The 25,016-nt window shown below is 68.3% G+C and carries 22 protein-coding genes and 1 tRNA gene; 13 read left to right on the top strand and 10 right to left on the bottom strand.

The features are described 5' to 3' along the window. Positions 1 to 4: 4 nt before the first annotated feature. From AC07OQ_RS15955 to AC07OQ_RS16005, 11 genes are all read left to right on the top strand, one after another. Entirely contained in the window at positions 5 to 1,093 is a 1,089-nt protein-coding gene (locus AC07OQ_RS15955; protein ID WP_495054115.1) for a patatin-like phospholipase family protein, read from the top strand. Between the two features lie 74 nt (positions 1,094 to 1,167). After that, positions 1,168 to 1,674: a glycine zipper 2TM domain-containing protein gene (locus tag AC07OQ_RS15960; protein ID WP_495054116.1), complete on the top strand. Its 507-nt coding sequence runs from the start codon at positions 1,168 to 1,170 to the stop codon at positions 1,672 to 1,674. Between the two features lie 211 nt (positions 1,675 to 1,885). After that, the gene (thrS, locus tag AC07OQ_RS15965) at positions 1,886 to 3,805 is read left to right on the top strand and encodes a threonine--tRNA ligase (protein WP_495054117.1); all 1,920 of its coding nucleotides are present in this window, start codon (positions 1,886 to 1,888) and stop codon (positions 3,803 to 3,805) included. A gap of 73 nt (positions 3,806 to 3,878) precedes the next feature. Continuing rightward, a complete protein-coding gene (gene infC, locus AC07OQ_RS15970) occupies positions 3,879 to 4,424 on the top strand; it encodes a translation initiation factor IF-3 (RefSeq protein ID WP_195797865.1) in 546 nt (181 codons plus the stop codon). 254 nt (positions 4,425 to 4,678) lie between these two features. Then, a complete protein-coding gene (gene rpmI / locus AC07OQ_RS15975) occupies positions 4,679 to 4,882 on the top strand; it encodes a 50S ribosomal protein L35 (protein ID WP_092946465.1) in 204 nt (67 codons plus the stop codon). Between the two features lie 24 nt (positions 4,883 to 4,906). Then, positions 4,907 to 5,263: a 50S ribosomal protein L20 gene (gene rplT / locus AC07OQ_RS15980; protein ID WP_058934277.1), complete on the top strand. Its 357-nt coding sequence runs from the start codon at positions 4,907 to 4,909 to the stop codon at positions 5,261 to 5,263. A 132-nt stretch (positions 5,264 to 5,395) separates the two neighbouring features. Further along, positions 5,396 to 6,433, top strand: coding sequence for a phenylalanine--tRNA ligase subunit alpha (locus AC07OQ_RS15985; RefSeq protein ID WP_495054118.1), 1,038 nt, complete (start codon positions 5,396 to 5,398; stop codon positions 6,431 to 6,433). 39 nt (positions 6,434 to 6,472) lie between these two features. Continuing rightward, positions 6,473 to 8,920 carry a phenylalanine--tRNA ligase subunit beta gene (gene pheT / locus AC07OQ_RS15990; RefSeq protein WP_495054119.1) on the top strand — a complete coding sequence of 816 codons (2,448 nt, stop codon included), beginning with the start codon at positions 6,473 to 6,475 and terminating at the stop codon, positions 8,918 to 8,920. 26 nt (positions 8,921 to 8,946) lie between these two features. Then, on the top strand, positions 8,947 to 9,309 hold the full coding sequence (locus AC07OQ_RS15995; RefSeq protein WP_495054120.1) for an integration host factor subunit alpha: 363 nt from the start codon (positions 8,947 to 8,949) through the stop codon (positions 9,307 to 9,309). A gap of 34 nt (positions 9,310 to 9,343) precedes the next feature. Beyond that, on the top strand, positions 9,344 to 9,775 hold the full coding sequence (locus tag AC07OQ_RS16000) for a MerR family transcriptional regulator (RefSeq protein WP_495054121.1): 432 nt from the start codon (positions 9,344 to 9,346) through the stop codon (positions 9,773 to 9,775). Positions 9,776 to 9,806: 31 nt separating this feature from the next. Further along, positions 9,807 to 9,883: transfer RNA gene (locus tag AC07OQ_RS16005), tRNA-Pro, on the top strand. 156 nt (positions 9,884 to 10,039) lie between these two features. Here AC07OQ_RS16005 and AC07OQ_RS16010 read toward each other — a convergent pair. Together AC07OQ_RS16010 and AC07OQ_RS16015 are read right to left on the bottom strand one after the other, a co-directional pair. Next, complete coding sequence (locus AC07OQ_RS16010; protein WP_495054122.1) at positions 10,040 to 10,696, bottom strand: response regulator transcription factor; 657 nt, start codon at positions 10,694 to 10,696, stop codon at positions 10,040 to 10,042. Next, on the bottom strand, positions 10,684 to 13,743 hold the full coding sequence (locus tag AC07OQ_RS16015) for a sensor histidine kinase (protein ID WP_495054123.1): 3,060 nt from the start codon (positions 13,741 to 13,743) through the stop codon (positions 10,684 to 10,686). Before AC07OQ_RS16015 ends, AC07OQ_RS16010 begins: the two co-directional genes overlap by 13 nt. Positions 13,744 to 14,069: 326 nt before the next feature. Between AC07OQ_RS16015 and AC07OQ_RS16020 the strand changes: the two genes are divergently transcribed. Beyond that, complete coding sequence (locus AC07OQ_RS16020) at positions 14,070 to 14,699, top strand: LuxR C-terminal-related transcriptional regulator (RefSeq protein WP_495054124.1); 630 nt, start codon at positions 14,070 to 14,072, stop codon at positions 14,697 to 14,699. A gap of 11 nt (positions 14,700 to 14,710) precedes the next feature. On the opposite strand, the gene AC07OQ_RS16025 is transcribed toward AC07OQ_RS16020, so the two are convergent. The 7 genes from AC07OQ_RS16025 to AC07OQ_RS16055 all read right to left on the bottom strand — a co-directional run bounded on the left by AC07OQ_RS16025 (position 14,711) and on the right by AC07OQ_RS16055 (position 22,994). Continuing rightward, positions 14,711 to 16,282 carry an MFS transporter gene (locus AC07OQ_RS16025; protein ID WP_495054125.1) on the bottom strand — a complete coding sequence of 524 codons (1,572 nt, stop codon included), beginning with the start codon at positions 16,280 to 16,282 and terminating at the stop codon, positions 14,711 to 14,713. After that, positions 16,279 to 16,683 (bottom strand): DoxX family protein, encoded by a 405-nt coding sequence (locus AC07OQ_RS16030; protein WP_495054126.1) that lies wholly within the window; start codon positions 16,681 to 16,683, stop codon positions 16,279 to 16,281. The genes AC07OQ_RS16025 and AC07OQ_RS16030 overlap by 4 nt, the downstream gene beginning before the upstream one ends. After that, positions 16,683 to 18,563, bottom strand: coding sequence for an amidohydrolase (locus AC07OQ_RS16035; RefSeq protein ID WP_495054127.1), 1,881 nt, complete (start codon positions 18,561 to 18,563; stop codon positions 16,683 to 16,685). Before AC07OQ_RS16035 ends, AC07OQ_RS16030 begins: the two co-directional genes overlap by 1 nt. Beyond that, the gene (locus tag AC07OQ_RS16040; protein WP_495054128.1) at positions 18,556 to 18,825 is read right to left on the bottom strand and encodes a XapX domain-containing protein; all 270 of its coding nucleotides are present in this window, start codon (positions 18,823 to 18,825) and stop codon (positions 18,556 to 18,558) included. The genes AC07OQ_RS16035 and AC07OQ_RS16040 overlap by 8 nt, the downstream gene beginning before the upstream one ends. A 118-nt stretch (positions 18,826 to 18,943) precedes the next feature. Beyond that, on the bottom strand, positions 18,944 to 19,597 hold the full coding sequence (locus AC07OQ_RS16045) for a hydrolase (RefSeq protein WP_495054129.1): 654 nt from the start codon (positions 19,595 to 19,597) through the stop codon (positions 18,944 to 18,946). A gap of 287 nt (positions 19,598 to 19,884) precedes the next feature. Further along, a complete protein-coding gene (locus tag AC07OQ_RS16050; protein WP_495054130.1) occupies positions 19,885 to 20,739 on the bottom strand; it encodes a J domain-containing protein in 855 nt (284 codons plus the stop codon). Between the two features lie 110 nt (positions 20,740 to 20,849). Next, positions 20,850 to 22,994, bottom strand: coding sequence for a sodium-translocating pyrophosphatase (locus AC07OQ_RS16055; RefSeq protein WP_495054131.1), 2,145 nt, complete (start codon positions 22,992 to 22,994; stop codon positions 20,850 to 20,852). A 203-nt stretch (positions 22,995 to 23,197) separates the two neighbouring features. Between AC07OQ_RS16055 and ppa the strand changes: the two genes are divergently transcribed. Further along, on the top strand, positions 23,198 to 23,737 hold the full coding sequence (gene ppa / locus AC07OQ_RS16060) for an inorganic diphosphatase (RefSeq protein WP_495054132.1): 540 nt from the start codon (positions 23,198 to 23,200) through the stop codon (positions 23,735 to 23,737). Between the two features lie 36 nt (positions 23,738 to 23,773). On the opposite strand, the gene AC07OQ_RS16065 is transcribed toward ppa, so the two are convergent. Beyond that, positions 23,774 to 24,976: a GNAT family N-acetyltransferase gene (locus tag AC07OQ_RS16065; RefSeq protein ID WP_495054133.1), complete on the bottom strand. Its 1,203-nt coding sequence runs from the start codon at positions 24,974 to 24,976 to the stop codon at positions 23,774 to 23,776. Between the last annotated feature and the right edge of the window lie 40 nt (positions 24,977 to 25,016).

Below are 25,016 nucleotides of genomic sequence, written 5' to 3' on the forward strand. Positions count from 1 at the left end.
CGAGATGAAGCTCCAAGCCCTGCAGATCCATGCCGGACCGCGCGCCCGGGCCCGCTTGCGCGAGCGCGGCCTGCGGCCCGAGGATGTGCGCGTGGTGCCGGCCGCGGCCGGTGGCCCCAAGGGCCTGATCCTGAACGCGCTGGACCAGTACCTGTTCGGGCCCTGGCTGGGCCGCAGCGGGCAGGAGGTGCATCTGCTGGGGGCGTCGATCGGCGCTTGGCGCATGGCCACCGCCTGCCTGGCGCGCGGCGACGCGGACATGGCCCAGGCCTTCGCCCGCATGGCCGAGGACTATGTGCACCAGCGCTACGACAGCCTGCCCGGCAAGCGGCCCACGGCCGCCAGCGTGAGCCGCGGCTTCGGTGCCAAGCTGAGCGAGTGCTTCGGCGGTCGCGAGGGCCAGGTCCTGAGCCACCCGCGCTACCGCCTGCATGTGTTCACCTCGCGCGGCCGCCATATCCTCGGGCGGGAAGGGCGGCTGCGCACGCCGCTGGGCTATACCGGCGCCTTCGCGGCCAATCTGCTGGGGCGCCGCGCGATGGGCGCCTGGCTGGAGCGGGTGGTGTTCTCCGATCCGCGCGCGCCGCTGCCGATGCCGCTGGTGGACTATCGCAGCCATCAGGCGGCGCTGACCGAGAAGAATCTGCAGCCGGCGGTGCTGGCCAGCTGCTCGATTCCCTTCTGGCTGCAGGCGGTGCAGGATGTCCCCGGCGGACCCGCCGGCGCCTACTGGGACGGCGGCATCACCGACTACCACCTGCACCTGGACTACGCGGCGATGGCCGGCGAGGGGCTGGTGCTGTATCCGCATTTCCAGCGCCAGGTGATTCCCGGCTGGCTGGACAAGAGCCTGAAGGGCCGGCACCGCGCCACCGCCTTCCTGGACAATGTGGTGCTGCTGTCGCCGAATCCGGCCTGGGTGGCGAGCTTGCCGCGCGCCAAGCTGCCGGACCGCGATGATTTCCGGCACTATGGCGACGATGTGCAGGCGCGCGCTGCCGCCTGGCTGCGCGCGATCGCCGAAAGCGAACGCCTGCGCGACGAGTTCGCGGCCGCCACGGAAACATCGAGCCTGGACGCGCAAACGCTGTAATCAAAGGTAAGCCGGTTCAACGTCGCAGCCCGGCGTGGCGTTCAATGGGTACTGTCTTTGCAAGGAGAACAGCCATGAACAACGAGACAAGAGCGCGCAGCCTCCAACCCCTGCTGCTCGCGGCCTGCCTGGCGCTGACGGCCTGCGCCCATCAGCAGCGGCCGCCCGCGCGCGAACCGGTCTACTACCCGGGCAGCGGCTCTTCCTCCTCTTCCTATCCGCAGGCGCCCAGCGCCGCCGGCGTCCAGTACGGCCATGTGCGCAGCATCGAGCAGATCGAGGGTGGCGGCAGCAGCAGCGGCGGTGGCGCGCTGATCGGCGGCGTCATCGGCGGCGTTCTGGGCAACCAGGTGGGCAAGGGCAGCGGCCGCACGGCGGCCACGGTGGCCGGTGCGGTGGGGGGCGCCGTCGTGGGCAACGAGGTCGAGCGCCAGCGCAGCGGACGCTACCGCTACGAGGTGCTGGTGCAGATGGAGCGGCGCGGCGGCGGCGGCGAGCAATGGTTCGAGCTGGGTCAGCTCGACGGGCTCAAGGTGGGCGACCGCGTGCGCATTGAAAACGGGCGTTTGCAGCGCTGGTAGGCCTGTGGCTTACAATTGACCGATCTGTGACGGACAAGGACCGAGAAAGGCGACCCGGTTATGACACCGCGAACTACGACCACCATTACCTCTGAGGTTTAGTCGGCCGCGGCTCGTCACGTCTTATCAATATCCTTATCTCCAAAGCGCGGCTCCCGGCCGCGCTTTTTGTTTTCTGACGGAAACCAAGATTTTCTGGAGTTCCCCCACCATGATCTCGATTCAACTGCCCGACGGTTCCAAGCGCGAATTCGACGGCCCCGTCACGGTGGCTCAGGTGGCCGCCTCCATCGGCACCGGTCTGGCCAAGGCTGCGCTGGCCGGCCGCGTCAACTATGGCGATGGCGGCAAGCTGGTCGACACCAGCTATGCGATCGAGGCCGATGCCAAGCTGGCCATCGTCACCGACAAGGACGAGGACGGTCTGGAGGTGATCCGCCATTCGACGGCCCACCTGTTGGCCTATGCGGTCAAGGAGCTGTTTCCGGATGCCCAGGTCACGATCGGCCCGGTGATCGAGCATGGCTTCTACTACGATTTCTCCTACAAGCGCCCGTTCACGCCCGAGGATCTGGCCGCCATCGAAGCCAAGATGACGGAGCTGGCCAAGAAGGACGAGAAGGTCGAGCGCTCGGTGCTGCCGCGCGACGCGGCCGTGGCCTACTTCAAGAGCATCGGCGAGGCCTACAAGGCCGAGATCATCGCCAGCATTCCGGCCGACCAGGAGGTCTCGCTCTATGCCGAGGGCAAGTTCACCGACCTGTGCCGCGGCCCGCATGTGCCCAGCACGGGCAAGCTCAAGCATTTCAAACTGATGAAGGTGGCCGGCGCCTACTGGCGCGGCGACCACCGCAACGAGCAACTGCAGCGCATCTACGGCACGGCCTGGGCCAGCAAGGATGACCTGCAGAAGTACCTGACGATGCTCGAAGAAGCCGAGAAGCGCGACCACCGCAAGCTCGGCAAGGAACTCGACCTGTTCCACATCGACGAGCATGCCCCCGGCGTGGTGTTCTGGCATCCCAAGGGCTGGACGGTCTGGCAGGAGGTAGAGCAGTACATGCGCCGCGTCTACCGCGACAACGGCTACCAGGAGGTCAAGGGCCCGCAGCTGCTGGACAAGACGCTGTGGGAGGCCACCGGCCACTGGGACAAGTACCGCGACAATATGTTCACGACGGAATCGGAGAAGCGCGACTACGCGCTCAAGCCGATGAACTGCCCCGGCCATATCCTGATCTTCAAGCATGGCATCAAGAGCTACCGCGACCTGCCACTGCGCTTCGGCGAGTTCGGCCAATGCCACCGCAACGAGCCCACCGGCGGCCTGCACGGCATCATGCGCGTGCGCGGCTTCACGCAGGACGACGGCCACATCTTCTGCACCGAAGACCAGATCCTGCAGGAATGCGTCGACTACACGGCGCTGCTGCAGAAGGTCTACAAGGACTTCGGCTTCACCGAGATCATCTACAAGGTGGCGACGCGCCCGGATGCGCGCATCGGCTCCGACGAGGTCTGGGACAAGGCCGAGTTCGCGCTGATGGAGTCGCTGCGCGCCTCGGGCGTGGATTTCATCATCGCCCCGGGCGACGGCGCCTTCTACGGCCCCAAGATCGAATACACGCTGAAGGACGCTTTGGGCCGCCAGTGGCAATGCGGCACGATGCAGGTGGACTTCTCGATGCCCGCCCGCCTGGGCGCGGAGTATGTGAACGAAGCGGGCGAGCGCCAGACGCCGGTGATGCTGCACCGGGCCATCGTCGGCAGCCTGGAGCGCTTCATCGGCATCCTGATCGAGCAGCATGCCGGCGCGCTGCCGCTCTGGCTGGCGCCGACCCAGGTGGTGGTGGCCAATATCACCGACGCCCAGGCGGATTACGTCGCCGAGATCGTGAAATCGCTGCAAAAACAAGGGCTTAGGGTGGTGGCCGATTTGCGGAACGAGAAAATTACGTATAAAATCCGCGAGCATTCTTTGCAAAAGGTTCCGTTCATCCTGGTCGTAGGCGACAAGGAGAAGGCAAACGGGGCCGTTGCGGTGCGCGCCCGTGGCAACCAAGACCTCGGTGTGATGTCCCTGGACAGCTTCATTGGCAAGCTCTCTGGCGATGTCGCCGCCAAGGTCTGAAAAAGGTTCGATCTAGGGCGCGCTTTTGTTTCTGTTGGGCTCCCTGCCTTGGGCTCGTTGAAAGGTATGCACCATCGCTACTTTTGCTGACCGTCGTGCGATTCCCGAGCGCAAGCATCGGCTGAACCGTGAAATCACTGCTCCCGAAGTGCGCCTGAACGGGCCGGAGAACGAGCCTATCGGCGTCGTGAGCATCCAGGAAGCCCTGCGCATGGCGGGCGACATGGATGTCGATCTGGTCGAGATTTCCGCAACCGCCAACCCGCCCGTGTGCCGGTTGATGGATTACGGCAAGTTCAAGTACATCGAGCAGAAGCGCGCAGCCGAGGCGAAAGCCAAGCAGAAGGTCATCGAGATCAAGGAAGTGAAGTTCCGCCCCGGCACCGACGAGGGCGACTACCAGATCAAGATGCGCAATCTGCGCCGCTTCATCGCCGAGGACGGCGACAAGGGCAAGGTCACCTTGCGCTACCGCGGCCGCGAGATCACGCACCAGGACATCGGCATGCGCCTGCTGGAGCGGATTCGCGACGAGCTGGCCGATGTGGCGGTGGTCGAGAACATGCCCAAGCTGGAAGGCCGGCAGATGATCATGGTGCTGGCGCCGAAGAAGCGTTGACGCCATGAAGCCCCCGGCCCGCGGAATACGCGGGCCCGCCCCCGAGGGGGCGCAATCGAAAGCGGGCCTTGGCCCGTTTCCGATTGCAGAGGGGCCGTCCTTGGGGCGGCCCGGCGGACGGCCCAAATTGGGAGCGTTCGTGAAAGTTCAGGCCCGTCGATCTGGTCGTCGGCGGGTTTATTAGTCTCCTGAGGCCAAGCAAGCGCGGTGAGGAATCAACGCCGCCCCAGGGACGCATTTAGAAGGAGCATCACATGCCCAAAATGAAGACCAAGAGCAGCGCGAAGAAGCGTTTTCGCGTTCGTCCGGGTGGTACCGTCAAGCGCGGTCAGGCGTTCAAGCGCCACATCCTGACCAAGAAGACCACGAAGAACAAGCGCCAGCTGCGCGGCGCCACGAACGTGCATGAAACCAACATGGGTCACATCGCTGCGATGCTGCCCTTTGCTGGTCTGTAATCCGCGAACTGAAGGAGATACAACATGCCTCGCGTCAAACGTGGTGTAACCGCACGTGCTCGTCACAAGAAGGTCCTGGCTCTGGCCAAGGGCTTCCGTGGTCGTCGTAAGAACGTCTTCCGCATCGCCAAGCAGGCGGTGATGAAGGCGGGCCAGTACGCCTACCGTGACCGCCGTGCCAAGAAGCGCGTGTTCCGCCAGCTGTGGATTGCCCGTATCAACGCGGCAAGCCGTGGCCTGGGTCTGAGCTACAGCAAGTTCGTTGCTGGCCTGAAGAAGGCCCAGATCGACATCGACCGCAAGGTCCTGGCCGATCTCGCCGTCAACGATCCGGCTGGTTTTGCCAGCATCTTTGCCAAGGTGAAGGCCGCTCTCGCTTAATTGCCAAGGCCGCTCGCAAGAGCGGCTGTGGCTGCCTGGCTCGCGCCAGGCGCGCCTTTCAAGGCCGACACCCTGGTGCTCGGCCTTTTTCATTTCTACGCACCGAATTCCTCTTCTGATCTTCGCCCCGCGATGAACGACCTCGATCAATTGCTGCAAGCCGCCGTCGGTGATTTCGCCGCCGCCGCCACGCCCGCCGACCTGGAGAACGCCAAGGCCCGATTTATCGGCAAGAGCGGCCAGGTGACCGAGCTGATGAAGGGCCTGGCCGCGCTGTCGGTCGAGGAAAAGAAGACCCGCGGCGCGCAGATCAACCAGCTGAAGACCGGCATCGAGGCCGCGCTGAACGCACGCCGCCAGGCCCTGGCCGACGCCGAGCTGGCGCTGCAGCTGAAGGCCGAGGCGCTGGACGTCACCTTGCCCGGCCGCAGCCGCGGCACCGGCGGCCTGCACCCGATCACGCGCGCGATGGAGCGCATCGAGGCCATCTTCGGCTCGATGGGCTTCGACGTGGCCGATGGCCCCGAGATCGAGAACGACTGGTTCAACTTCACGGCGCTGAACACGCCCGAGGACCATCCGGCCCGTTCGATGCACGACACCTTCTACATCGAAGGGGGTCATGTCTTGCGCACGCACACCAGCCCGATGCAGATCCGCTACGCGGTGCAGCATGTCAAGAAGCACCGCGCGCTGATCGACGCCGGCCAGACCATGCCGGAGATCCGCGTGATCGCGCCGGGCCGCACCTACCGCGTCGACAGCGACGCGACCCATTCGCCGATGTTCCACCAGGTCGAGGGTCTGTGGGTGGGCGAGAACATCTCGTTCAAGGACCTCAAGTCCGTCTATGTGAACTTCATGCAGCAGTTCTTCGAGACGACCGACATGGAGATCCGCTTCCGCCCCAGCTACTTCCCCTTCACCGAGCCCAGTGCCGAGATCGACATGATGTTCGGCACCGGTCCGCTCAAAGGCAGATGGCTGGAGGTGTCCGGCTCGGGCCAGGTGCACCCGCAGGTGATCCGCAATATGGGCCTGGACCCCGAGAAGTACATCGGCTTCGCCTTCGGCTCGGGCATCGACCGCCTGGCCATGCTGCGCTACGGCGTCAACGACCTGCGCCTGTTCTTCGACGGCGATCTGCGCTTCCTGAGCCAGTTCAAGTAATCGAAGACCCGCCACCCGAACGCCTGAAGAGAACAGAACATGCAATTCCCCGAGTCCTGGCTGCGGAGCTTCTGCAACCCCGCGCTGAACACCCAAGAGCTGGCCGAGCTGCTGACGATGAGCGGCCTGGAGGTCGAAGAGCTGCGTCCCGCGGCGCCACCCTTCAGCGGCATCGTCGTGGCCGAGATCCTGACCGCCGAGCAGCACCCGAACGCCGACAAGCTGCGCGTTTGCACGGTCAATGCCGGCGCTCATTTCAACAATGGGGAGCCGCTGCAGATCGTCTGCGGCGCGCCGAATGCGCGTGCCGGTATCAAGGTGCCGCTGGCCACCGTCGGCGCCGAACTGCCGCCCGGTGAGGACGGCAAGCCCTTCAAGATCGGCAAGGGCAAGCTGCGCGGCGTCGAGAGCTTCGGCATGCTTTGCTCGGCCCGCGAGCTCAAGCTCAGCGACGAGCATGGCGGCCTGCTGGAACTTAGCCCCGACGCGCCGATCGGCCAGGACATCCGCGCCCACCTGAACCTGGACGACATGCTGTTCACGCTCAAGCTGACGCCCAATCTGGCGCATGCGCTGAGCGTCTATGGCATCGCCCGCGAGGTCGCGGCGCTGACCGGCGCGCCGCTGCAGGCGCCCAGCTTTGCGCCCGTCGCGGTCCAGCACCAGGACAAGCTGCCGGTGCGCGTGGAGGCCCCCGATCTGTGCGGCCGCTTCTCGGGCCGCATCGTGCGCGGTGTAAACACCAAGGCGCAGACCCCCGCCTGGATGGTCGAGCGCCTGGCGCGCTGCGGCCAGCGCTCGGTCTCGCCGCTGGTGGACATCTCCAACTACGTGATGTTCGAGCTGGGCCGTCCCAGCCATATCTTCGACCTGGACAAGATCCACGACGAGCTGGTCGTGCGCTGGGGCCGGGTTGTGGAAGGACGGGGCGAGCAGCTCAAGCTGCTGAACGGCAACACCATCGAGGTGGACGCGCAGGTCGGCGTGATCGCCGACCGCCAGCAGGTCGAGTCGCTGGCCGGCATCATGGGCGGCGACGCCACGGCCGTGTCCGACGACACCAGGAACATTTATGTCGAGGCCGCGTTCTGGTGGCCCAAGGCCGTGATGGGCCGCTCGCGCCGCTACAACTTCTCGACCGATGCCGGCCACCGCTTCGAACGCGGCGTCGATCCGGCGCTGACGGTCGAGCACATCGAGCGCATCACCCGGCTGATCCAGGAGATCTGCGGCGGCGAGGCCGGTCCGATGGACGACCAGACGACGCAGCTGCCGGAGCGCAAGCCGGTCAGCCTGCGCGTCGCGCGCGCCGCCAAGGTGATCGGCATGCCGCTCACGCAGGTGCAATGCGCCGAGGTGTTCAAGCGCCTGGGTCTGGAATTCGTTGAAGGCGATGGCACGCTGACCGTCACCCCGCCCAGCTTCCGTTTCGACCTCCAGATCGAGGAAGATCTGATCGAGGAAGTGATCCGCGTGATCGGCTATCCCAAGCTGCCGGCCACGCCGCCGCTGGCGCCGGTGGTGGGCAAGGCGGCGAGCGAATCGCGCCGCGCCGTGCATGCGCTGCGCCACGCGATGGCCGCCTGCGGCTACTACGAGACCATCAATTTCAGTTTCGTCGAGGCGCGCTGGGAGCAGGAGCTGGCCGGCAACGCCAACCCGATCCAACTCTTGAACCCGATCGCCGCGCCGCTGGCCGTGATGCGCACGAGCCTGATCGGCAGCCTGATCCAGGTGCTGCGCCACAACCTGGCGCGCAAGGCCCCGCGCGTGCGCGTGTTCGAGATCGGCCGCGTATTCCTGCGCGACGCCTCGGTGGTGGAGAGCGACAGCACGATCGCCGGCGTCAAGCAGCCGATGCGCCTGGCCGGTCTGGCCTGGGGCCCGGCCGAGCAGCAGCAATGGGGCCAGCGCGACCGCGCGGTGGACTTCTACGATGTGAAGGGCGATCTGGAGGCGCTGTTCGCGCCGCGCCAGCTGACGTTCGCCGCGGCCGAGCATCCGGCCCTGCACCCGGGCCGCTCGGCCAAGGTGCTGCTGGACGGCGCCGAGATCGGCGTGCTCGGCGAGCTGCATCCGAAATGGCGCCAGGGCTACGAACTCCCGGCCGCTCCCGGGGCCCCGGTGCTGTTCGAGCTGGCGCTGGATGCCGTGCTGGCCCGCGGCCTGCCGCAGGGGCAGGGTGTGCCGCGCCAGCAGGCGGTGCAGCGCGACATCGCGGTGATCGTCGGCGAGAGCGTCACGCACGATGCGCTGATGCAGTCCATCGCCGATGCCAACGAGGGCCTGGTGCGTTCGGCCAAGCTGTTCGACGTCTTCAAGCCCGCCCAGCCTACGCCTGAGCTTCGGACAAGCGAGCGCAGCCTGGCCGTGCGCCTGGAACTGCTGGATGAGGAGGCCACCCTGACCGATGAGCGCATCGAGCAGGTGGTGAGCAAGGTGCTTGCGACGCTGGGCGACAAGCTCGGCGCGCGGCTGCGCGGCTGAAAAATCGAGGAGGGTAGGTAAGGCTTATGACGGAAGAACAAGGCGTGCAGGCTCGCGTGCTGCTGGGCAGCCTCGAGACGCCCACGCTGACCAAGGCCGAACTGGCCGAGCTGCTGTTCGACAAGCTGGGCCTGAACAAGCGCGAGTCCAAGGACATGGTCGAAGCCTTCTTCGACATCATCCATGGCCAACTGGTGCAGGGCCAGGACGTGAAGCTGTCGGGCTTCGGCAACTTCAACATCCGCCGCAAGGCGCCACGCCCGGGCCGCAATCCGCGCACCGGCGAGGCGATCCCGATCGCCGCGCGCAATGTCGTCACCTTCCATGCCAGCCACAAACTCAAGGGCCAGGTGCAAGGCGATACAGCTTCCGAGGAAGACTTCGAGTAGAGTCTGACCTCCCCACCTGAAGCCCTTGATTTCAATGGACAAAGCGCTTCCCGCGATTCCCGCCAAACGCTACTTCACCATCGGTGAGGTGAGCGATCTGTGCGGCGTGAAGCCCTATGTGCTGCGCTACTGGGAGCAGGAGTTCACCCAGCTCAAGCCCATGAAGCGGCGCGGCAACCGGCGCTACTACCAGCACCACGAGGTGCTGCTGATCCGCCGCATCCGCGACCTGCTGTACGACCAGGGCTTCACGATCTCGGGCGCACGCAACCAGCTGGCCGAGGCCGGCGGTCTGCGCGTGGACGCGCTGCAGGCCTTCCGCGCAGAGGCGCTTGAGGCCGGCATAGATTTCGATGCAGGCCGCGTCGAGCTCACACCGCCGACCCTGGGCGGCCGCGAGAAACTCTCACTCGATCAGGTGCGGCAGGAATTGCAGGCGATTCGCGAGACATTGCTTGCAATCTAGTTGGAAATTGTCCTATAATTTGAGGCTCAGTCGGGGCGTAGCGCAGCCTGGTAGCGCACTTGCATGGGGTGCAAGGGGTCGCGAGTTCGAATCCCGCCGCCCCGACCAAAGATAGCGAGAAAATTCAACGGGTTAGCCTTACCAGGGGCTAGCCCGTTTCTCCATTTCCGCTTTGCCTTTTCGGGCCTGGTTTCATGCGCCCCACGCAGCCGGCCGGGCAGCCCGGCTGCGGCCGCAGTCTTGGGCCGCGGCCTCCGTCCCGGATCAATCCCAGATGTCGACCAGGCCGCGCCGCAGGGCCACCACCACGGCCTGGGTGCGATCAAGCGCACCGAGCTTGGACAGGATGCCCTTCATATGGGTCTTGACCGTGTCCTCGCTGAGCCCGAGGGCCAGACCGATCTGCTTGTTGGAGCCGCCCCGGCAGAGCTGGCGCAGCACATCCATCTCGCGTCCCGACAGCGATTCGGCCAGCGCGTACTGGCCCAGCTCGGCCGCCACCTCCATCGGCACATGGCGGCGTCCCGCATGCACCAGGCGGATCGCCTCGATCAGCTCGCGCCGGATCGCGTTCTTCAGCAGATAGCCGCAGGCGCCCGCCTCGAAGGCGCGGCGTGCCTGGGCATCGCCCTTGTAGGTGGTCAGCACCAGGATGCGTGCGCTCGGCTGCAGCGCGATGATGCGCCGGATGGCTGCGGTGCCGTCCAGTCCGGGCATCTGCAGGTCCATCAGCGTGACATCGGGGCGCTGCGACTTGAAGCAGGCGATGGCTTCGTGCCCGTCGGCGGCCTCGGCCACCAGCTCGATGTCGGGCTGCGCCGACAGCAGCGAGGCAATGCCCTGGCGCATCAGCGGATGGTCGTCCACCGCCAGCACGCGAATCGGCGACTGGTTGACCACCGTGCTCATCAGGATTCCCATCGGCGCCACCTCATCAGTAGTGAGGGCCACCAGGCCCCTCGCGGTCGTGACCGTGACGATACGCCGGCCGGCGGCTCGCGGTAGGCGCTGGCGGCCGGCACCCGGCATTCGACCTCGGTGCCACCATGCGGCCGGCTGCTCAGCTGCAGGCCGCCACCGAGCAGGCGCGCGCGTTCGCGCATGCCGGTCAGCCCCCAATGGCCCGGGCGAGAGCCCCCCTCCAGCAGTTCGGGCGCGATCCCGATGCCGTCGTCGCGCACCCGCAGCACCAGTTCGGCGCCGCCGAAGGCGATCTCCACCTCGACCTGGCGCGGCTGCGCATGGCGGAAGGCATTGATCAGGGCCTCGCGCACGAGGCAGTGCAGCTCGTCGCTGGCGGCGCGCTGCAGCGGCCGCGGCGCGCCGCTGGTGACCAGGCGGAACACGATGTCGTGCTGCTCGGCCAGCTCGCGGCCTGCCTTGGCCAGGCGCTCCGCCAGATAGGCCCCGCACACCTCGGTGGCGCGCAGGTCCAGCACCCGCTCGCGCGCTTCCATCACCACCTCGTCGGCCCGGTCCAGCACCGCTTCGATCCGCTGCCGCACCGGCTCATACGCGGGCAGGTGCGATGCCAGGCCCTGCACATTGACGATCAGCCCCTGGGTGCTTTGCAGCAGGGTGTCGTGCAGCTCGCGGGCGATGCGCTCGCGTTCGCCGTGGCGGGTTTCCAGGCGCAGCCGCACGCGCGCGGCGATGGCGCGCGCGCGCAGCAGGTAGGCGCACCAGGCCAGACCCAGGATGGCGAGCGCGCAGGCCGCCAGGAAGGAGCGGCGCTGCACCAGGGTGGGCTCGATCGAGAAGCGCAGCTCGGCGCTGCGGGGGTTCCAGACGCCGTCGCCGTTGGCGGCGGTCACGAGGAAGCGATAGTCGCCGGCGCCCAGGTTGGCATAGCTGGCTTCGCGCCGGGTGTCGGCGTCCTGCCAGTCGCTGTCGATGCCCTCCAGCCGGTAGCGAAACCGCGCCCGCTCGGCGGCGGCCAGGGTCAAGGCGGTGTAGCGGATGCTGATGTTCCGGGTGCCCGCGTCCAGCGCCAACTCGGGGCCGGGCAGGTACAGGCGCTCGCCGACCCGCAGATGCTGGATCTCGACCACGGGCGGCCGCTCGTTGCGGGGCACATGGCGGGGGTCCAGCCAGGCGATGCCGCGATTGCTCAGAAACCACAGCCGTCCGCGGCGGTCCCGCACGATCGTGGGGCTGGGATTGGCCTGCAGCGCGATGCCGGGCAGGCCGTCGCGCCAGTTGAGCAGGCGGTAGTTCAGGCGGGCCGGCATGCCGGAGAAGGTGTTCGCAATGTCGGCCGCCAGCAGTTGCACGACGCCGCGCCCGCCATTGAGCCACAGATCGCCGGTTTCGGATTCGGCGATCCCGGTCACATGGGCGAAGCTGTCGTCGCGCTCGGCGGAGATGGTGGTGAAACGCTGGCCGTCAAAGCGCGCGAAGCCCGCTTCGCCGGCCACATAGACGCCGCCGCGGCCGCTGTAGATGGCGGTGGCGCGGCCGGTCAGCAGGCCATGGGCCACCGTGTACTGCTGCAGCTGCGCGCCGGACAGGCGCACCACCCGGTCGTCATAGCCGAACCAGGCGGCGTCATCCGGGCCTACCGCGATGGCGGTGGGCGTCGAACCGCCGGGCTCGAACCGGTTGTCGCGGCGCACGCCCTCGGTCGTCGCGTAGAGGACGCCGAGGCCATTGACCGACATCCAGGCACCGCCGGCGCGATCGGGCGCCAGCGCCACCACGCCGGACCGCAGGGTGGTCGCCTCGATGCGAACGGGTCGACGCCGGCCCTGATGCTCGCGCCAGATCCCGTCGGCATCGACCTGCCACAGCGCCCCGTCGGGAGCGCGCACCGCGAATTGCAGCTGGTTCGGGCCGGCCTGGTGGCTGGGCGGCGCGGGCGGATCCAGGTGCAGGGCCAGCGCGCTGTGCGCGGCGAGCACGCCCTGCTCCTGTTCGGCCAGCACGAAGCCGTGGCGCTGCGCCCCCGTCATCTCCGGAATGCCTTGCAGGCGCAGCGGGCGGAATCCGGCCAGGCCGTGGTTGGTGCCAACCCAGATCTCGCCCTCGTCGCCCTGGATCAGCGGCACCGCCACGTCCGACGGCAGGCCGTCGCTGCGGGAGAAGGTCTCCAGGTCGTCGCCGGGCTCCAGGCTGCGCCCGTCCGCGACCGCGGCGGGCGTGCGCAGCCGGTGTACGCCCTCGCCGGATGCCGTCAGCCAGAGGCTGCCGTCGCTGCTGAACAGCAGCTGCTTGGCGCGCGCGAAGGGCGGTCCGGCGCGCGGCGCGGCCGGCGTGGCGGGGGGGATGGCGCCGCGCGGATAGTCCGGCAGCGGCCGGGTGCCGCCCAGATCGTCCGAGATCCAGATGCGGCCGGCCCGATCCTCGGCCAGCACCGCGTGGCGGGAGATCGACTCGACGCTCTGGAACCGGCGCATGCCCGGCAGCAGGTAGTGCAGGCGGCGATCGCCGGCCACCCATAGGATGCCGCGCCGGTCGACGAAGACATAGTGGGCCCCGCCGTCGGGATATTCCCAGTCCGCGCCGACGCGCTGCCAGCGCCGGCCGTCATAGCGCGCCAGGCCCCGGGTTGCCGCGGCCCACAGCGCACCGTCGGGCGTGCCGGCGAAGCGCAGCACCCGGCCGCTGGGCATGCCCTCGCGTTCCCCGTGGCTGCTGACGATGCCGTCGCGCAGGCGCACCGTGCCGCCCGCATAGAGCCCGAGCCAGATATCGCCGTTGGGCAGGGCGAGCAGGGCATTGATGTTGGTGGACTTGAGCCGCTGGCCCTCGCGCAGCGGGTAGCGATCGAAGCGCACGCCGTCGAAGCGGTACAGGCCCTGGCCGGTGCCCAGCCAGAGATAGCCGGCCGGCGCCTGCTCCAGGGTCCAGATGTCGGCGGGTGCGCCGGCCTCGACGGTCCAGGCCGTGTGGGTGAACTGTGTCAGCGGCGCGGCCAGCGCCATCAGCGGCGCCAGCAGCAGGGCGCAGACCAGCCACGTCATCCGCATGACGGCCGGCGCTGTGCGCGGCCGCATCGGGCGGCCGGGCCGGGGAGCGGGCTCAGAGGTGGGCAAGATGGGCAGGGTGCTGGACAGGAGGAGGGCATGGCCACTTGGGATCTGGACCGGGCCTTGATGGGGTCTTGCTGCGGCAAGCTTGACCGACTTTATCCGGCATGGGCTCACCCGGAAGGGTGAGTGCCTCTTCGCTGGTCCGGGGCTGGTCTCCAAGGGGCCATGCTGCCTAGCATCGAGGCCTTGGCCAATAGGCGTCGGCGCAGCATTTCGGGGGCTGTGCGAGCGATGCTCCGGATCCGCCCCGCGAAGGAAGAAGCATGCTGAACGTCACACCGCAGCGCATCCGGGTCGCTGTCGAATATGCGGATCCCCTGGTCGCCATCGGGCTCAATACCGTGCTGAGCCAGCAGTTGGACATGGATGTGGTGGGCCGCGCCACGCTGGGCGACCGGACGAACCCCGCGCCGCAGATCGTGGTGGCCGACTACGCCATGGGCCTGCGTCTGGCGAGCCAGCCGCTGCGCCAGACGCGTTCCCGCGGCCTGCCGGACCTGCGGGTGCTGGTGGTGACGGGGCAGGATCGCGAACACCAGGTGCGCACGGCGCTGGAGGCCGGTGTCGACGGCTATCTGGAGCTGGGCTGCGAGGTCGAGGAGCTCGTCAGCGGGGTGCGCCAGCTGGCACGCGGCGGACGCTACCTCAGCGTCGGCGCGGCGCAGCGCATCGCCGACAGCATGGCCCGCTCGATGCTGACCGCACGCGAACGCGAGGTGCTGTGCCTGGTGACGCGCGGCAAGAGCAACAAGGCGATCGCCCTGGCGCTGGGGGTGTCCCAGGGCACGGTCAAGGCGCATATGAAGGCCCTGATGGGCAAGCTCTGCGCGGAGACCCGTACCGAGGCGGCGAACATCGCCGTCGAGCGCGGCCTGGTGGCCGCGGGCGGCTGAGCTCCGCAGGCTCAGCGTTTCAGCGCCAGCAGATGGCGCACCGCGGGTGGGCTGTCGCCGGCATGCCAGCGCAGCAGCGACTGCTGCAGATCGGCATCGCCGTGCGAGCCGCGCCGGTGCTGGCGCATATGCTCGGCCCAGGATTCGACGACAAACCATTCGACCAGCAGCTCCGGCTGCTCGACATCCTCGGCCACCCCCCATGCCGAGGCACCGTCGCGGCGCCGCGCCACCGCCAGCTCGTTCAGGGCGCGCACGAACTCGGGCCGGTCCTGCACCGCCACCCGGTACTCGATCTGCACGATCACCGGGCCGCGCGCCTCGTCGTCCGGCGCGAGCGGCGCGGGCTCGGGCCAATGCACGAAGGGCTGCAGATCGGCCTCGCCCAGCGGCAGGGCCAGGGCGCGCGCGAGCAGGGCGCTGAGCGCCAGGCCCGCGGCGGCGATCAGCAGGGCGCTGCTCACGCCCAGCAACTGGGCGACCCCACCCCAGGCGAGGCTGCCCAGGGTCATCGCGCCGTTGAACACGGTCAGGTAGACCGCCAGCCCGCGGCCGCGCACCCAGTTCGGCAGGATCGCCTGCGCGACGCCGTTCAGGGTCGTCAGCGCAACGATCCAGGCCAGGCCCAGCAGCAGCATCAGGGCCAGCGCGACGCCCTGCGGCGGGGCCAGGGCCAGGCCGGCCAGCACGGCAGCGGCGGCCAGGGCCGCGGCCAGCACCAGGCCGTCGCTGTCGAGATGCCGGCGCAGCCGCGGCAGCAGCAGGGCGCCGGCGATCGCGCCCAGCCCCACCGCGCCGAGCAGCAGGCCGTAGAGGCTGGCGCTGCCCTGCAGCAGGTTGCGCGCCACCAGGGGCAGCAGGGCCCAGACCGCGCTGGCGAAGAGGAAGAACAGCGCGGCGCGCAGCAGCACGCGGTGCAGCTCCCGGCTGGCGCGGGTGTAGCGCAGGCCGGCGCGCAGCGCGCTGGCGAACTGCTCGGCCAGCGGGTCGGGGCCGGGCGCGGGGCGTCGCCACCACAGCAGCGCGGCGATCACGAAGCCATAGCTGAGCAGGTCGACGCCATAGGTGACGGCGGCGCCGGCCAGCCCCAGCAGCAGGCCGCCGGCCGCGGGGCCCAGGGCGCGCGCGACATTGATGCCCAGCGAGTTCAGGGCCACCGCGCTGCGCAGGTCATCGCGGCGCACCAGCTCGGGCACGATCGACTGCCAGGTCGGGCCCATCAGCGCGGCACCGACCCCGCCCAGCAGGGTCAGCAGCAGCAGCCAGGGCAGGTTCAGCGTTCCCAGCTGCGACAGCAGCATCAGCGCCGCGCTGACCCCGGCGAGCAGCAGCTGCACGCCAATCAGGAAGCGGCGCCGGTCCAGGATGTCGGACAGCACGCCGGCGGGGATGGCCAGCAGGAAGACCGGCAGGGTGGCGGCCGCCTGGATCATGGCCACGGCGGCCGGGCTGGGCGACAGATCGGTCACCACCCAGGCACTCGCCACATCGCGCATGAAGCTGCCGATATTGCCGGCGATGGTGGCCAGCCACAGCACGGCAAAGGTCTTCTGGCGCAGCGGCCCCAGGCTGTCGCTGCTCATCTTGCGGGCACCTGTTCGCGCCAGTCCATCCAGGCCACCAGCAGGAAGCCGCCGACCAGGCCCCAATGCTCGAAGAAGGCGTTCATCAGCATGAAGCGCTCATGGCCGGAGGCTTCCCAGTAGCGGTTGGCCATGAAGGTGGCGGCTGCGGTGAAGAGCGCCAGGGCCAGGGCGCCCAGCCAGCGCAAGCGCCCGGCGAGGATCAGGGCCGAGGCGCCCAGTTCCAGCGCGATCACCAGCGCTGCCATCAGCGGCGCCGGCTGCAGGCCGAAGTGGTTCATCTCGGCGACCGCGCCGGGGAAGTCGAAGAGCTTGACCAGGCCGCCCTGCAGATAGGCCGCGCACAGCAGCAGCAGGGCGATCCAGCGCACGACGGGGGAGCGGTGCAGCGCCTTGTCCATCACACCGCCCAGCAGGCGCAGCCCAGCGCACCCCAGAAGCTCTTGAAGTCGGACACCGGCGCGTCGCCGGCCCAGGATTTGGCATGCGCATGGCCATGCACATTGCAGGCGCTTGCGCAGGCGCAGGCCTGCTGCAGCGCCGCCTGCAAGGGCCGGCCCTCCTGGGCACCCCAGGCGCCATAGCCGCCGAAGCGCCGTACCGGCGACCAGTCCGGCATCGGCAGCGGCGGCGGCGCCTCGTCATGTGCGGCGAAGTCGCCGGCCGCGAACACCACCTTGCCGCCGACCAGGGTCAGCAGCGCCGTCGTGTCGATGATCTCGCTCTCGGCGCAGGTATAAAAGTCGCGGTCCGGCACCATCAGGTCGGCCAGCATGCCTTCCTCGATGCGGCCCTTCTGGCCGACCTCGTTGCTGAACCAGGTGACGTTCTCGGTCCACATGCGCAAGGCGGTCTCGCGCTCCAGGCAGCTGCGCTGCGGATAGAGCTGCAGGCCGCCGACGGTCTTGCCGGTGATCAGCCAGGACAGCGAGACCCAGGGGTTGTAGCTGGCGACGCGGGTGGCATCGGTGCCGGCCGAGACCTTCAGGCCCTTCTCCAGCATCTTCGCGACCGGCGGCGTGGCCTCGGCCGCGCCGGGCCCATAGCGCTCGACGAAGTATTCGCCCTGGTAGGCCATGCGGTGCTGCACCGCGACGCCGCCGCCCAGGGCCGCGATGCGGTCCATCGAGCGCTCCGAGATGGTCTCGGCATGGTCGAAGAACCAGTTCATGCCTTCGAGAGGGATGTCCTGGTTGACCTTCTCGAACACATCGAGCGCGCGGCCGATGGTCTCGTCGTAGGTGGCGTGCATGCGCCAGGGCCAGCGGTTGGCCGCCAGTATGCGCACCACCTCTTCGAGATCGCCCTCCATTTCCGCGCCCATCTCGGGGCGCGGCTGGCGGAAGTCCTCGAAGTCGGCGGCCGAGAACACCAGCATCTCGCCGGCGCCGTTGTGGCGGAAATAGTCGTCGCCCTGCTTGTACTTCGAGCCGGCGGTCCAGCGCAGGAAGTCGTCCTTCTCCTGCTTGGGCTTTTGCGTGAACAGGTTGTAGGCCAGGCGGATGGTCAGCTGCTTCTCCTTCGCCAACTGCTCGATCACCGCATAGTCCTCGGGGTAGTTCTGGAAGCCGCCGCCGGCGTCGATGGCGCCGGTGACGCCCAGGCGGTTCAGTTCGCGCATGAACAGGCGCGTCGAGTTGACCTGGTATTCCAGCGGCAGTTTCGGGCCCTTGGCCAGGGTCGCATAGAGGATGGCCGCATTGGGCTTGGCCAGCAGCAGGCCCGTGGGGTTGCCGGCCGCGTCGCGCAGGATCTGGCCGCCGGGCGGTTCGGGGGTGTTCCTGTCGTAGCCCACGGCGCGCAGCGCGGCGGCGTTGAGCAGGGCCCGGTCGTAGAGGTGCAGGATGAAGACGGGGGTGTCGGGCGCCACCGCGTTCAGCTCCTCCAGCGTCGGCAGGCGCTTTTCATGAAACTGGTGCTCGGTGAAGCCGCCGACCACGCGCACCCATTGCGGGGCCGGTGTCACCTCGACCTGGCGCTTGAGCATGGCCATCGCGTCGGCCAGGCTCTTCACGCCGTCCCAGCGCAACTCCATATTGAAGTTCAGGCCACCGCGGATGATGTGGATGTGGTTGTCGATCAGGCCTGGCAGCACGCGGCGGCCGCGCAGGTCGATCCGCTTGGTGCCCGGACCGGCCAGCGCCATCACCTCGGCGTCGTCGCCGACGCGCAGGAAACGGCCGTCCTTGATGGCCGCGGCCTGTGCTGTCGGTTGGGCCCGGTTCAGCGTCGTGAACAGGCCGCGATGCAGGATCAGGTCCGCAAATCCATCGTCAACCATGCTTGATCTCCTGTGCGGCCTTGTCGGCGCATTTGGGCAGCTCGCCGAACATATGGGGCTTGACCTGATGCTGCAGCCAGGAAACCTGGGACGAGTCGTTGCCGAACAGCTTCTTGGCCAGCGGCGGCAATTGTTCGCCGACCAGGATGCCCAGCAAACCGACCAGCGCGATCACCGGCGGCGCCGGCGAGCGCACATTGAACAAGGCGTAGATCACTCCGACCAGCAGGCCCACGGCCAGCGAGACGAGATAAGGTTTCATGTAGCGCATCCTCAACAGAGGCCGAAGGCCGACCGATCACGCGGAGTCCCAGGATCCGGCTTTGCCGGTCCTTGGGACCCGCCCCCTTGAGGGGGCCGGCGCAGCCGGTAGGGGGTGGTCAGCCCTCGTGGGCCCCGAACATGCTCTTGGCGTAGATGATGCCCAGACCATAGGCGCCGCCGTACTTCTTGGCGATGCCGGTGGTCAGCTCGTAGGTCCCGGTGCGGGCCCAGTCGCGCTGCAGCTCCAGCATGTACTGCAGCGAGGTCATCGGCCGCACGCCGGCCTGGATCATGCGCTCGACGGCCCGCTCATGCGCCTCGGTCGACACGTCGCCGCAGGCGTCGGTGATCACATAGACCTCGAAGCCCTGGTCCAGCGCGGAGAGCGTCGGGCCGACAATGCACACCGAGGTCCACAGGCCGGCGAACACCAGGCGGGTCTTGCCGATGGCATTGACCTCCTTGATCACCGCCGCATCTTCCCATGTGTTCATCGAGGTGCGGTCCAGCAGCTTCTGGCCCGGGAAGGCATTGGTGATCTCCTCGAACATCGGGCCCGAGAAACTCTTCTCGGCCACCGTGGTCAGGATGGTGGGCACCTTGAAGCCGGCGGCGGCATTGGAGATCAGCGCGGCATTGTTGCGCAGCTCCACCGCGTCGATCGACTTGGTGGCGAAGGACATCTGCGACTGGAAGTCGATCAGGATCAGGGCATGGTCGGTCGGGGTCAGCAGCTTCGCGCCGGGCGTGGGGGTGGCGGTGATCGGCATGATCAGGGTCCTTTCAGGATTCGAGGGGCCGGATGGGCTCAAGGCCGAGCCGGGAGGAGTCGACTGCATCGCGTGCAGCCATGGTTCGCAGTCTGCCGGCCCGAGACGGGGTGGAAATCCCTCCAATGGGATAGGGCGCGTCTCCTCGGGCTGCGCGATGCGCAGCTTGCGCGGCGCTGCCTGTGCGCGGCGCTGCGGATGCGCCGTGGATGGCGCCATGCGGGATGGGTGCGATCGCGGCAGGCCCGGAGGCCGGCGCGAGGGGCGGCATGCGCCCGGGGGCGGGCTCAGGCCGCCGCGGCGTCCATGCGTTGCGCGCGGCGTTGCAGGAGTTTCTGCGCCAGGTCGGATTCGGGCTGCAGGCGCTGGCCGATATAGAGTTCCTGGCGGCGCTCGGTGATCTGGGTGCGCAGGCGCTGGGCCATCACGCCCAGCGGATCCAGGCCCTTGGCCTCGGCACGGGCGATGGCCTGGCAGAGCTGGTGCATCGGGTGCGCCAGCAGGGCGGCATGATGGGCCTGCACGACGCGCAGCCGGCCCTGCACGGCCTGCTCGCTGCGCTGCAGCCATTCCAGCATGGCCAGGCTGTTGTTGCCGGTGACGCGCTGGGGCGCTTCGCCGGCGGCCAGCAGCAGGGCCTCCAGGCGCGCGCGATCCTGCGCCTCGTAGGCTCGGTTGACGGCCATCATGTCCTGCTCGCGGCGCTGGCGCTCGGCGGTAGAGCGGGCCAGGTCGGGATGCAGGCGCATCGCGGCGCGGCGGTAGAGCTGCTTGATGCCGGGCGGTGCCAGGTCTTGCAGCCCGCCCTCGGGCTGCACCGGCAGCGGGGCTCCGGCGGGCAGTTGGGCCAGCAGCGGAGGCAGGGCGCTGGCCTTGGGCGGCGCGGGGCGGCGCGCCGCCACGCCGTGGCGCTGCAGGGCCTCGAACAGATAGCTGAGCGCGGTGTGCAGCTGCGACTCCAAGGCGTCCAGCTCCAGATAGAGCGAGCCGAGCTGCGCGGTGTAGCGGCCGATGAAGCCCTCGACCTGGGCGTGCACGCCGCGGAAGGCCTGTTCCTGGTCGGACAGATGGCGCCGCAACTCGGCCAGCCGGGCCTGCCTGCGCGCCAGTTCGTGCCTGTCGATGGCCAGCGTGCTCATCATGCCCTTGCGTCCTCTCCGTGATGTTTTACGCATTGTGGCCGCACTGTGTGACGGCCCAAAGCGAAATGAGCCCGCGATTGCGGGCTCATACCGGGCTATGCGGGAAAACCTCAGGGCTGCGATGCGGCGGCGCTGGCGGCGGCCGCGCTGGCCGGAGCTGTGACCGCCGCGGCCACCGGCTCGGCGGTCTTGTGGCTGACCGCCGTCATCGGCAGCAGGGGCACGATCAGCAGGGCCACGATGTTGATGATCTTGATCAGCGGGTTGACCGCCGGGCCGGCCGTGTCCTTGTAGGGATCGCCGACGGTGTCGCCGGTGACCGCGGCCTTGTGCGCCTCGCTGCCCTTGCCGCCGTGGTTGCCGTCCTCGATGTATTTCTTGGCGTTGTCCCAGGCGCCGCCGCCGGTGCACATCGAGATCGCGACGAACAGGCCGGTGACGATGGTGCCCATCAGCAGGCCGCCCAGGGCTGCGGGGCCCAGCAGCAGGCCCACCACGATGGGCACGACCACCGGCAGCAGCGAGGGCACGACCATCTCCTTGATCGCGGCCGTGGTCAGCATGTCGACCGCACGGCCGTACTCGGGCTTGGCCGTGCCTTCCATGATGCCCTTGATCTCCTTGAACTGGCGCCGCACCTCGACGACGACCGAGCCGGCCGCGCGGCCGACGGCCTCCATCGCCATCGCGCCGAACAGATAGGGGATCAGGCCGCCGATGAAGAGACCGACGATCACCTTGGGGTCGCTGAGGTCGAAGCTGATCGACATGCCGCGCGCTTCCAGCGAATGCGTGTAGTCGGCGAACAGCACCAGGGCGGCCAGGCCGGCCGAGCCGATCGCATAGCCCTTGGTCACGGCCTTGGTGGTGTTGCCCACCGCGTCCAGCGGGTCGGTGATGGCGCGCACGCTGTCGGGCAGTTCGGACATCTCGGCGATGCCGCCGGCGTTGTCGGTGATCGGGCCGTAGGCGTCCAGCGCGACGACGATGCCGGCCATCGACAGCATCGCGGTGGCGGCCACCGCGATGCCGTAGAGCCCGGCCAGCTGATAGGCGCCGAGGATGGCGGCGCAGACGAACAGCACCGGCCAGGCGGTCGAGCGCATCGAGACGCCGAGGCCGGCGATGATGTTGGTGCCGTGGCCGGTGGTGGAGGCCTGGGCGATGTGCTGCACCGGCGCATACTGGGTGCCGGTGTAGAACTCGGTGATCCAGACCAGCAGGGCGGTCAGCACCAGGCCGACGGCGCAGGCGCCGAACAGCGCGCCGGCCGACACCACCGTGCCGCTGTTGAGGGTCAGGCCTTGCGGGAACATCGCCGTCGTGACGAAGTAGAAGGCGATCAGCGACAGCACGCCGGCCACGGCCAAGCCCCGGTAGAGCGCCGGCATCACGTTCTTCATGCCGGGGCTGGCCTTGACGAAGCTGCAGCCGATGATCGAGAAGATGATGGACACGCCGCCCAGCACCAGGGGGTAGACCACGGCGTTGATGGTGGCGCCGCCGACCATCAGCGCACCCAGCGCCATCGTCGCGATCAGGGTGACGGCATAGGTCTCGAACAGGTCGGCCGCCATGCCGGCGCAGTCGCCGACGTTGTCGCCGACGTTGTCGGCGATCACCGCCGGATTGCGCGGGTCATCTTCCGGGATGCCGGCCTCCACCTTGCCCACCAGATCGGCGCCGACGTCGGCGCCCTTGGTGAAGATGCCGCCGCCCAGGCGCGCGAAGATGGAAATGAGCGAGGAGCCGAAGGCAAAACCCAGCAGCGGCTTCAAGGTGGCCGCGTCGACCTTCTCGCCGCCGGACAGGAACCAGAAGAACAGGCCCACGCCCAGCAGGCCCAGACCGACCACCAGCATGCCGGTGATCGCGCCGCCCTTGAAGGCGACTGCCAGGGCCGGGGCCATGCCTTGCGTGGCGGCCTGGGCGGTGCGCACATTGGCGCGCACCGAGACGTTCATGCCGATGAAGCCGCAGGCGCCGGAGAGCACCGCGCCGATCACGAAGCCGACCGCGGAGGTCTTGTCGAGAAAGACGGCGATCAGGATCGCCAGCACGATGCCCACCGCGGCGATGGTCTTGTACTGGCGCGCCAGATAGGCGGCGGCTCCCTGCTGGATGGCGGAGGCGATCTCCTGCATGCGGGCGTTGCCCGCGTCCTGGCTGAGGATCCAGCTGCGTTGGATGAAACCATACAGGACCGCGGCGAGCCCGCAGGCCAGCGCGAAATACAGCGCTACTTCCGTCGACATGAACATGTCTCCTCTGTTGTATCTGCCGTTTGGATGGACACCCGGGTCGCAACGCCAGCACCGCACGCCGGACACCGGTCGGTCGGCGCATGCTAAGGGAGGCCCCGCGCTTGGCAATTGAGCGTTTACCAGTGGGTAGGCCCGTCAGGTCGCGGCAAGCCCTGCCGCTAGAATTCGGGTTTCCCCTGGCGTTTGACAACATCATGAGCCTGCACAACGTGACCCCCGGCGCCAAGGCGCCCGAGCAATTCAACGTCGTCATCGAGATCCCGATGAACGCCGACCCGATCAAGTACGAGGTCGACAAGGAAAGCGGCGCGCTGTTCGTCGACCGCTTCATGACGACCGCGATGCACTATCCCTGCAACTACGGTTACATCCCGCGCACCCTGGCCGACGACGGCGATCCGGTCGACGTGCTGGTGATCACCCCCTTCGCGCTGACCCCGGGCGTGGTGGTGACCTGCCGCGCCATCGGCGTGCTGCAGATGGACGACGAGGCGGGCGGCGATGCCAAGCTGCTGGCCGTGCCCATCGACAAGATCCTGCCGATCTACACCCATTGGCAGAAGCCCGAGGACATCAACCAGATGCGCCTGAAGGCCATCCAGCATTTCTTCGAGCATTACAAGGACCTGGAAGCCGGCAAGTGGGTCAAGGTCAAGGGCTGGGAAGGCCCGGAGGCCGCCAAGGCCGAGATCGTGGCCGGTCTGGCCAACTACGCCAAGTCCGAGCAGACGTGATGGCCCGGCCGCGGCCGTCGCATACCGGCCGTCGCCTCAGGAAGCGCCCTCCGGGGTGCTTTTTTGTTGTGCCTGTCTGAAGGGCTGGTGCTCCTCCAGCTCGCCCATATAGCCGCGCATAACCTGACCCTCGCGCGCCAGGAAATCGGCCACCGCGTCGCTGAAGTCCGGATGCGCCAGCCAGTGGCTGGAACCGGTGGCCACCGGCAGCAGGCCGCGCGCCATCTTGTGCTCGCCCTGGGCGCCGCCCTCGAAGCTCCGGTAGCCTTGGGCGATGCACCAGGCCAGCGGCTGGTAGTAGCAGGCATCGAAGTGCAGGCAGGAGATGGCCTCGGTGGCGCCCCAGTAGCGGCCGTAGGCCCGGCCCTGCCGCGGGTCCAGCGCGATCAGCGAGGCGGCTACCCGCTCATCATTCGGCTCCGCGCCCCGGCGGGCGATGAAGAGCAGCCAATGCTCGGCCATCCGTTCGGCCATGTGCCGGAAGAACTCGCGCGACAGATAGGGCGTGCTGTGATGGGCACGGTAGGTCAGGCGGTAGCAGTGGTAGAAAAAGTCCCAGTCGTCCGGCGCGATCTGCCGGCCTTCCAGGGCCTCGAAGACGATCCCGGCCTCGCGCACCTTGCGCTGCTCCTGCTGGATCTTCTTGCGCTTCTCGCGCTGCAGCGAGGCCAGGAAGTCATCGAAGCCGGCGTAGGGGCTGCCCTCGCGGTTGGCCCAATGGAACTGCACGCCGCTGCGCTGCATCCAGCCCCGGCCCTGCGCCGCCGCGAAGTCCGCCGCGTCGCCGAACAGCAGATGGGCCGAGGACAGACCCTGCCGCTCGGCCAGCGCCTGCAGGCCGCGCATCAGCAGCTCGCGGGCCTCTGCGTCGCGCGCCAGCAGGCGCGTGCCCGGCACCGGCGTGAAGGGCACGGCCACCAGCAGCTTGGGGTAGTAGGCGAGGCCATGGCGGCGGTAGGCGTCGGCCCAGGCCCAGTCGAACACATACTCGCCATAGGAATGCGCCTTCAGGTAAGCCGGGCAGGCGGCCCGCAACTCGCCGCCCTGCCAGACGCTCAGGAACTGCGGCTGCCAGCCGGTTTCGGCCGTGGCCGAGCCGCTGGCATGCAGGGCCTGCAGATAGTCCAGCCGCATGAAGGGCGTGGGCTGGGCGGCGTCGGCCAGCAGCGCGTTCCAGGCTTCGAGGGGCAGGGCGGCGGGGTCGTCGTCGACGCGCAAGGTCAGGTCATGGGCGCTCATGTGGGACAAATCTTAGGGGCAGGGGCAATCCCCGCGCTTT

This window comes from Roseateles sp. GW821-FHT09B06, assembly GCF_059418245.1.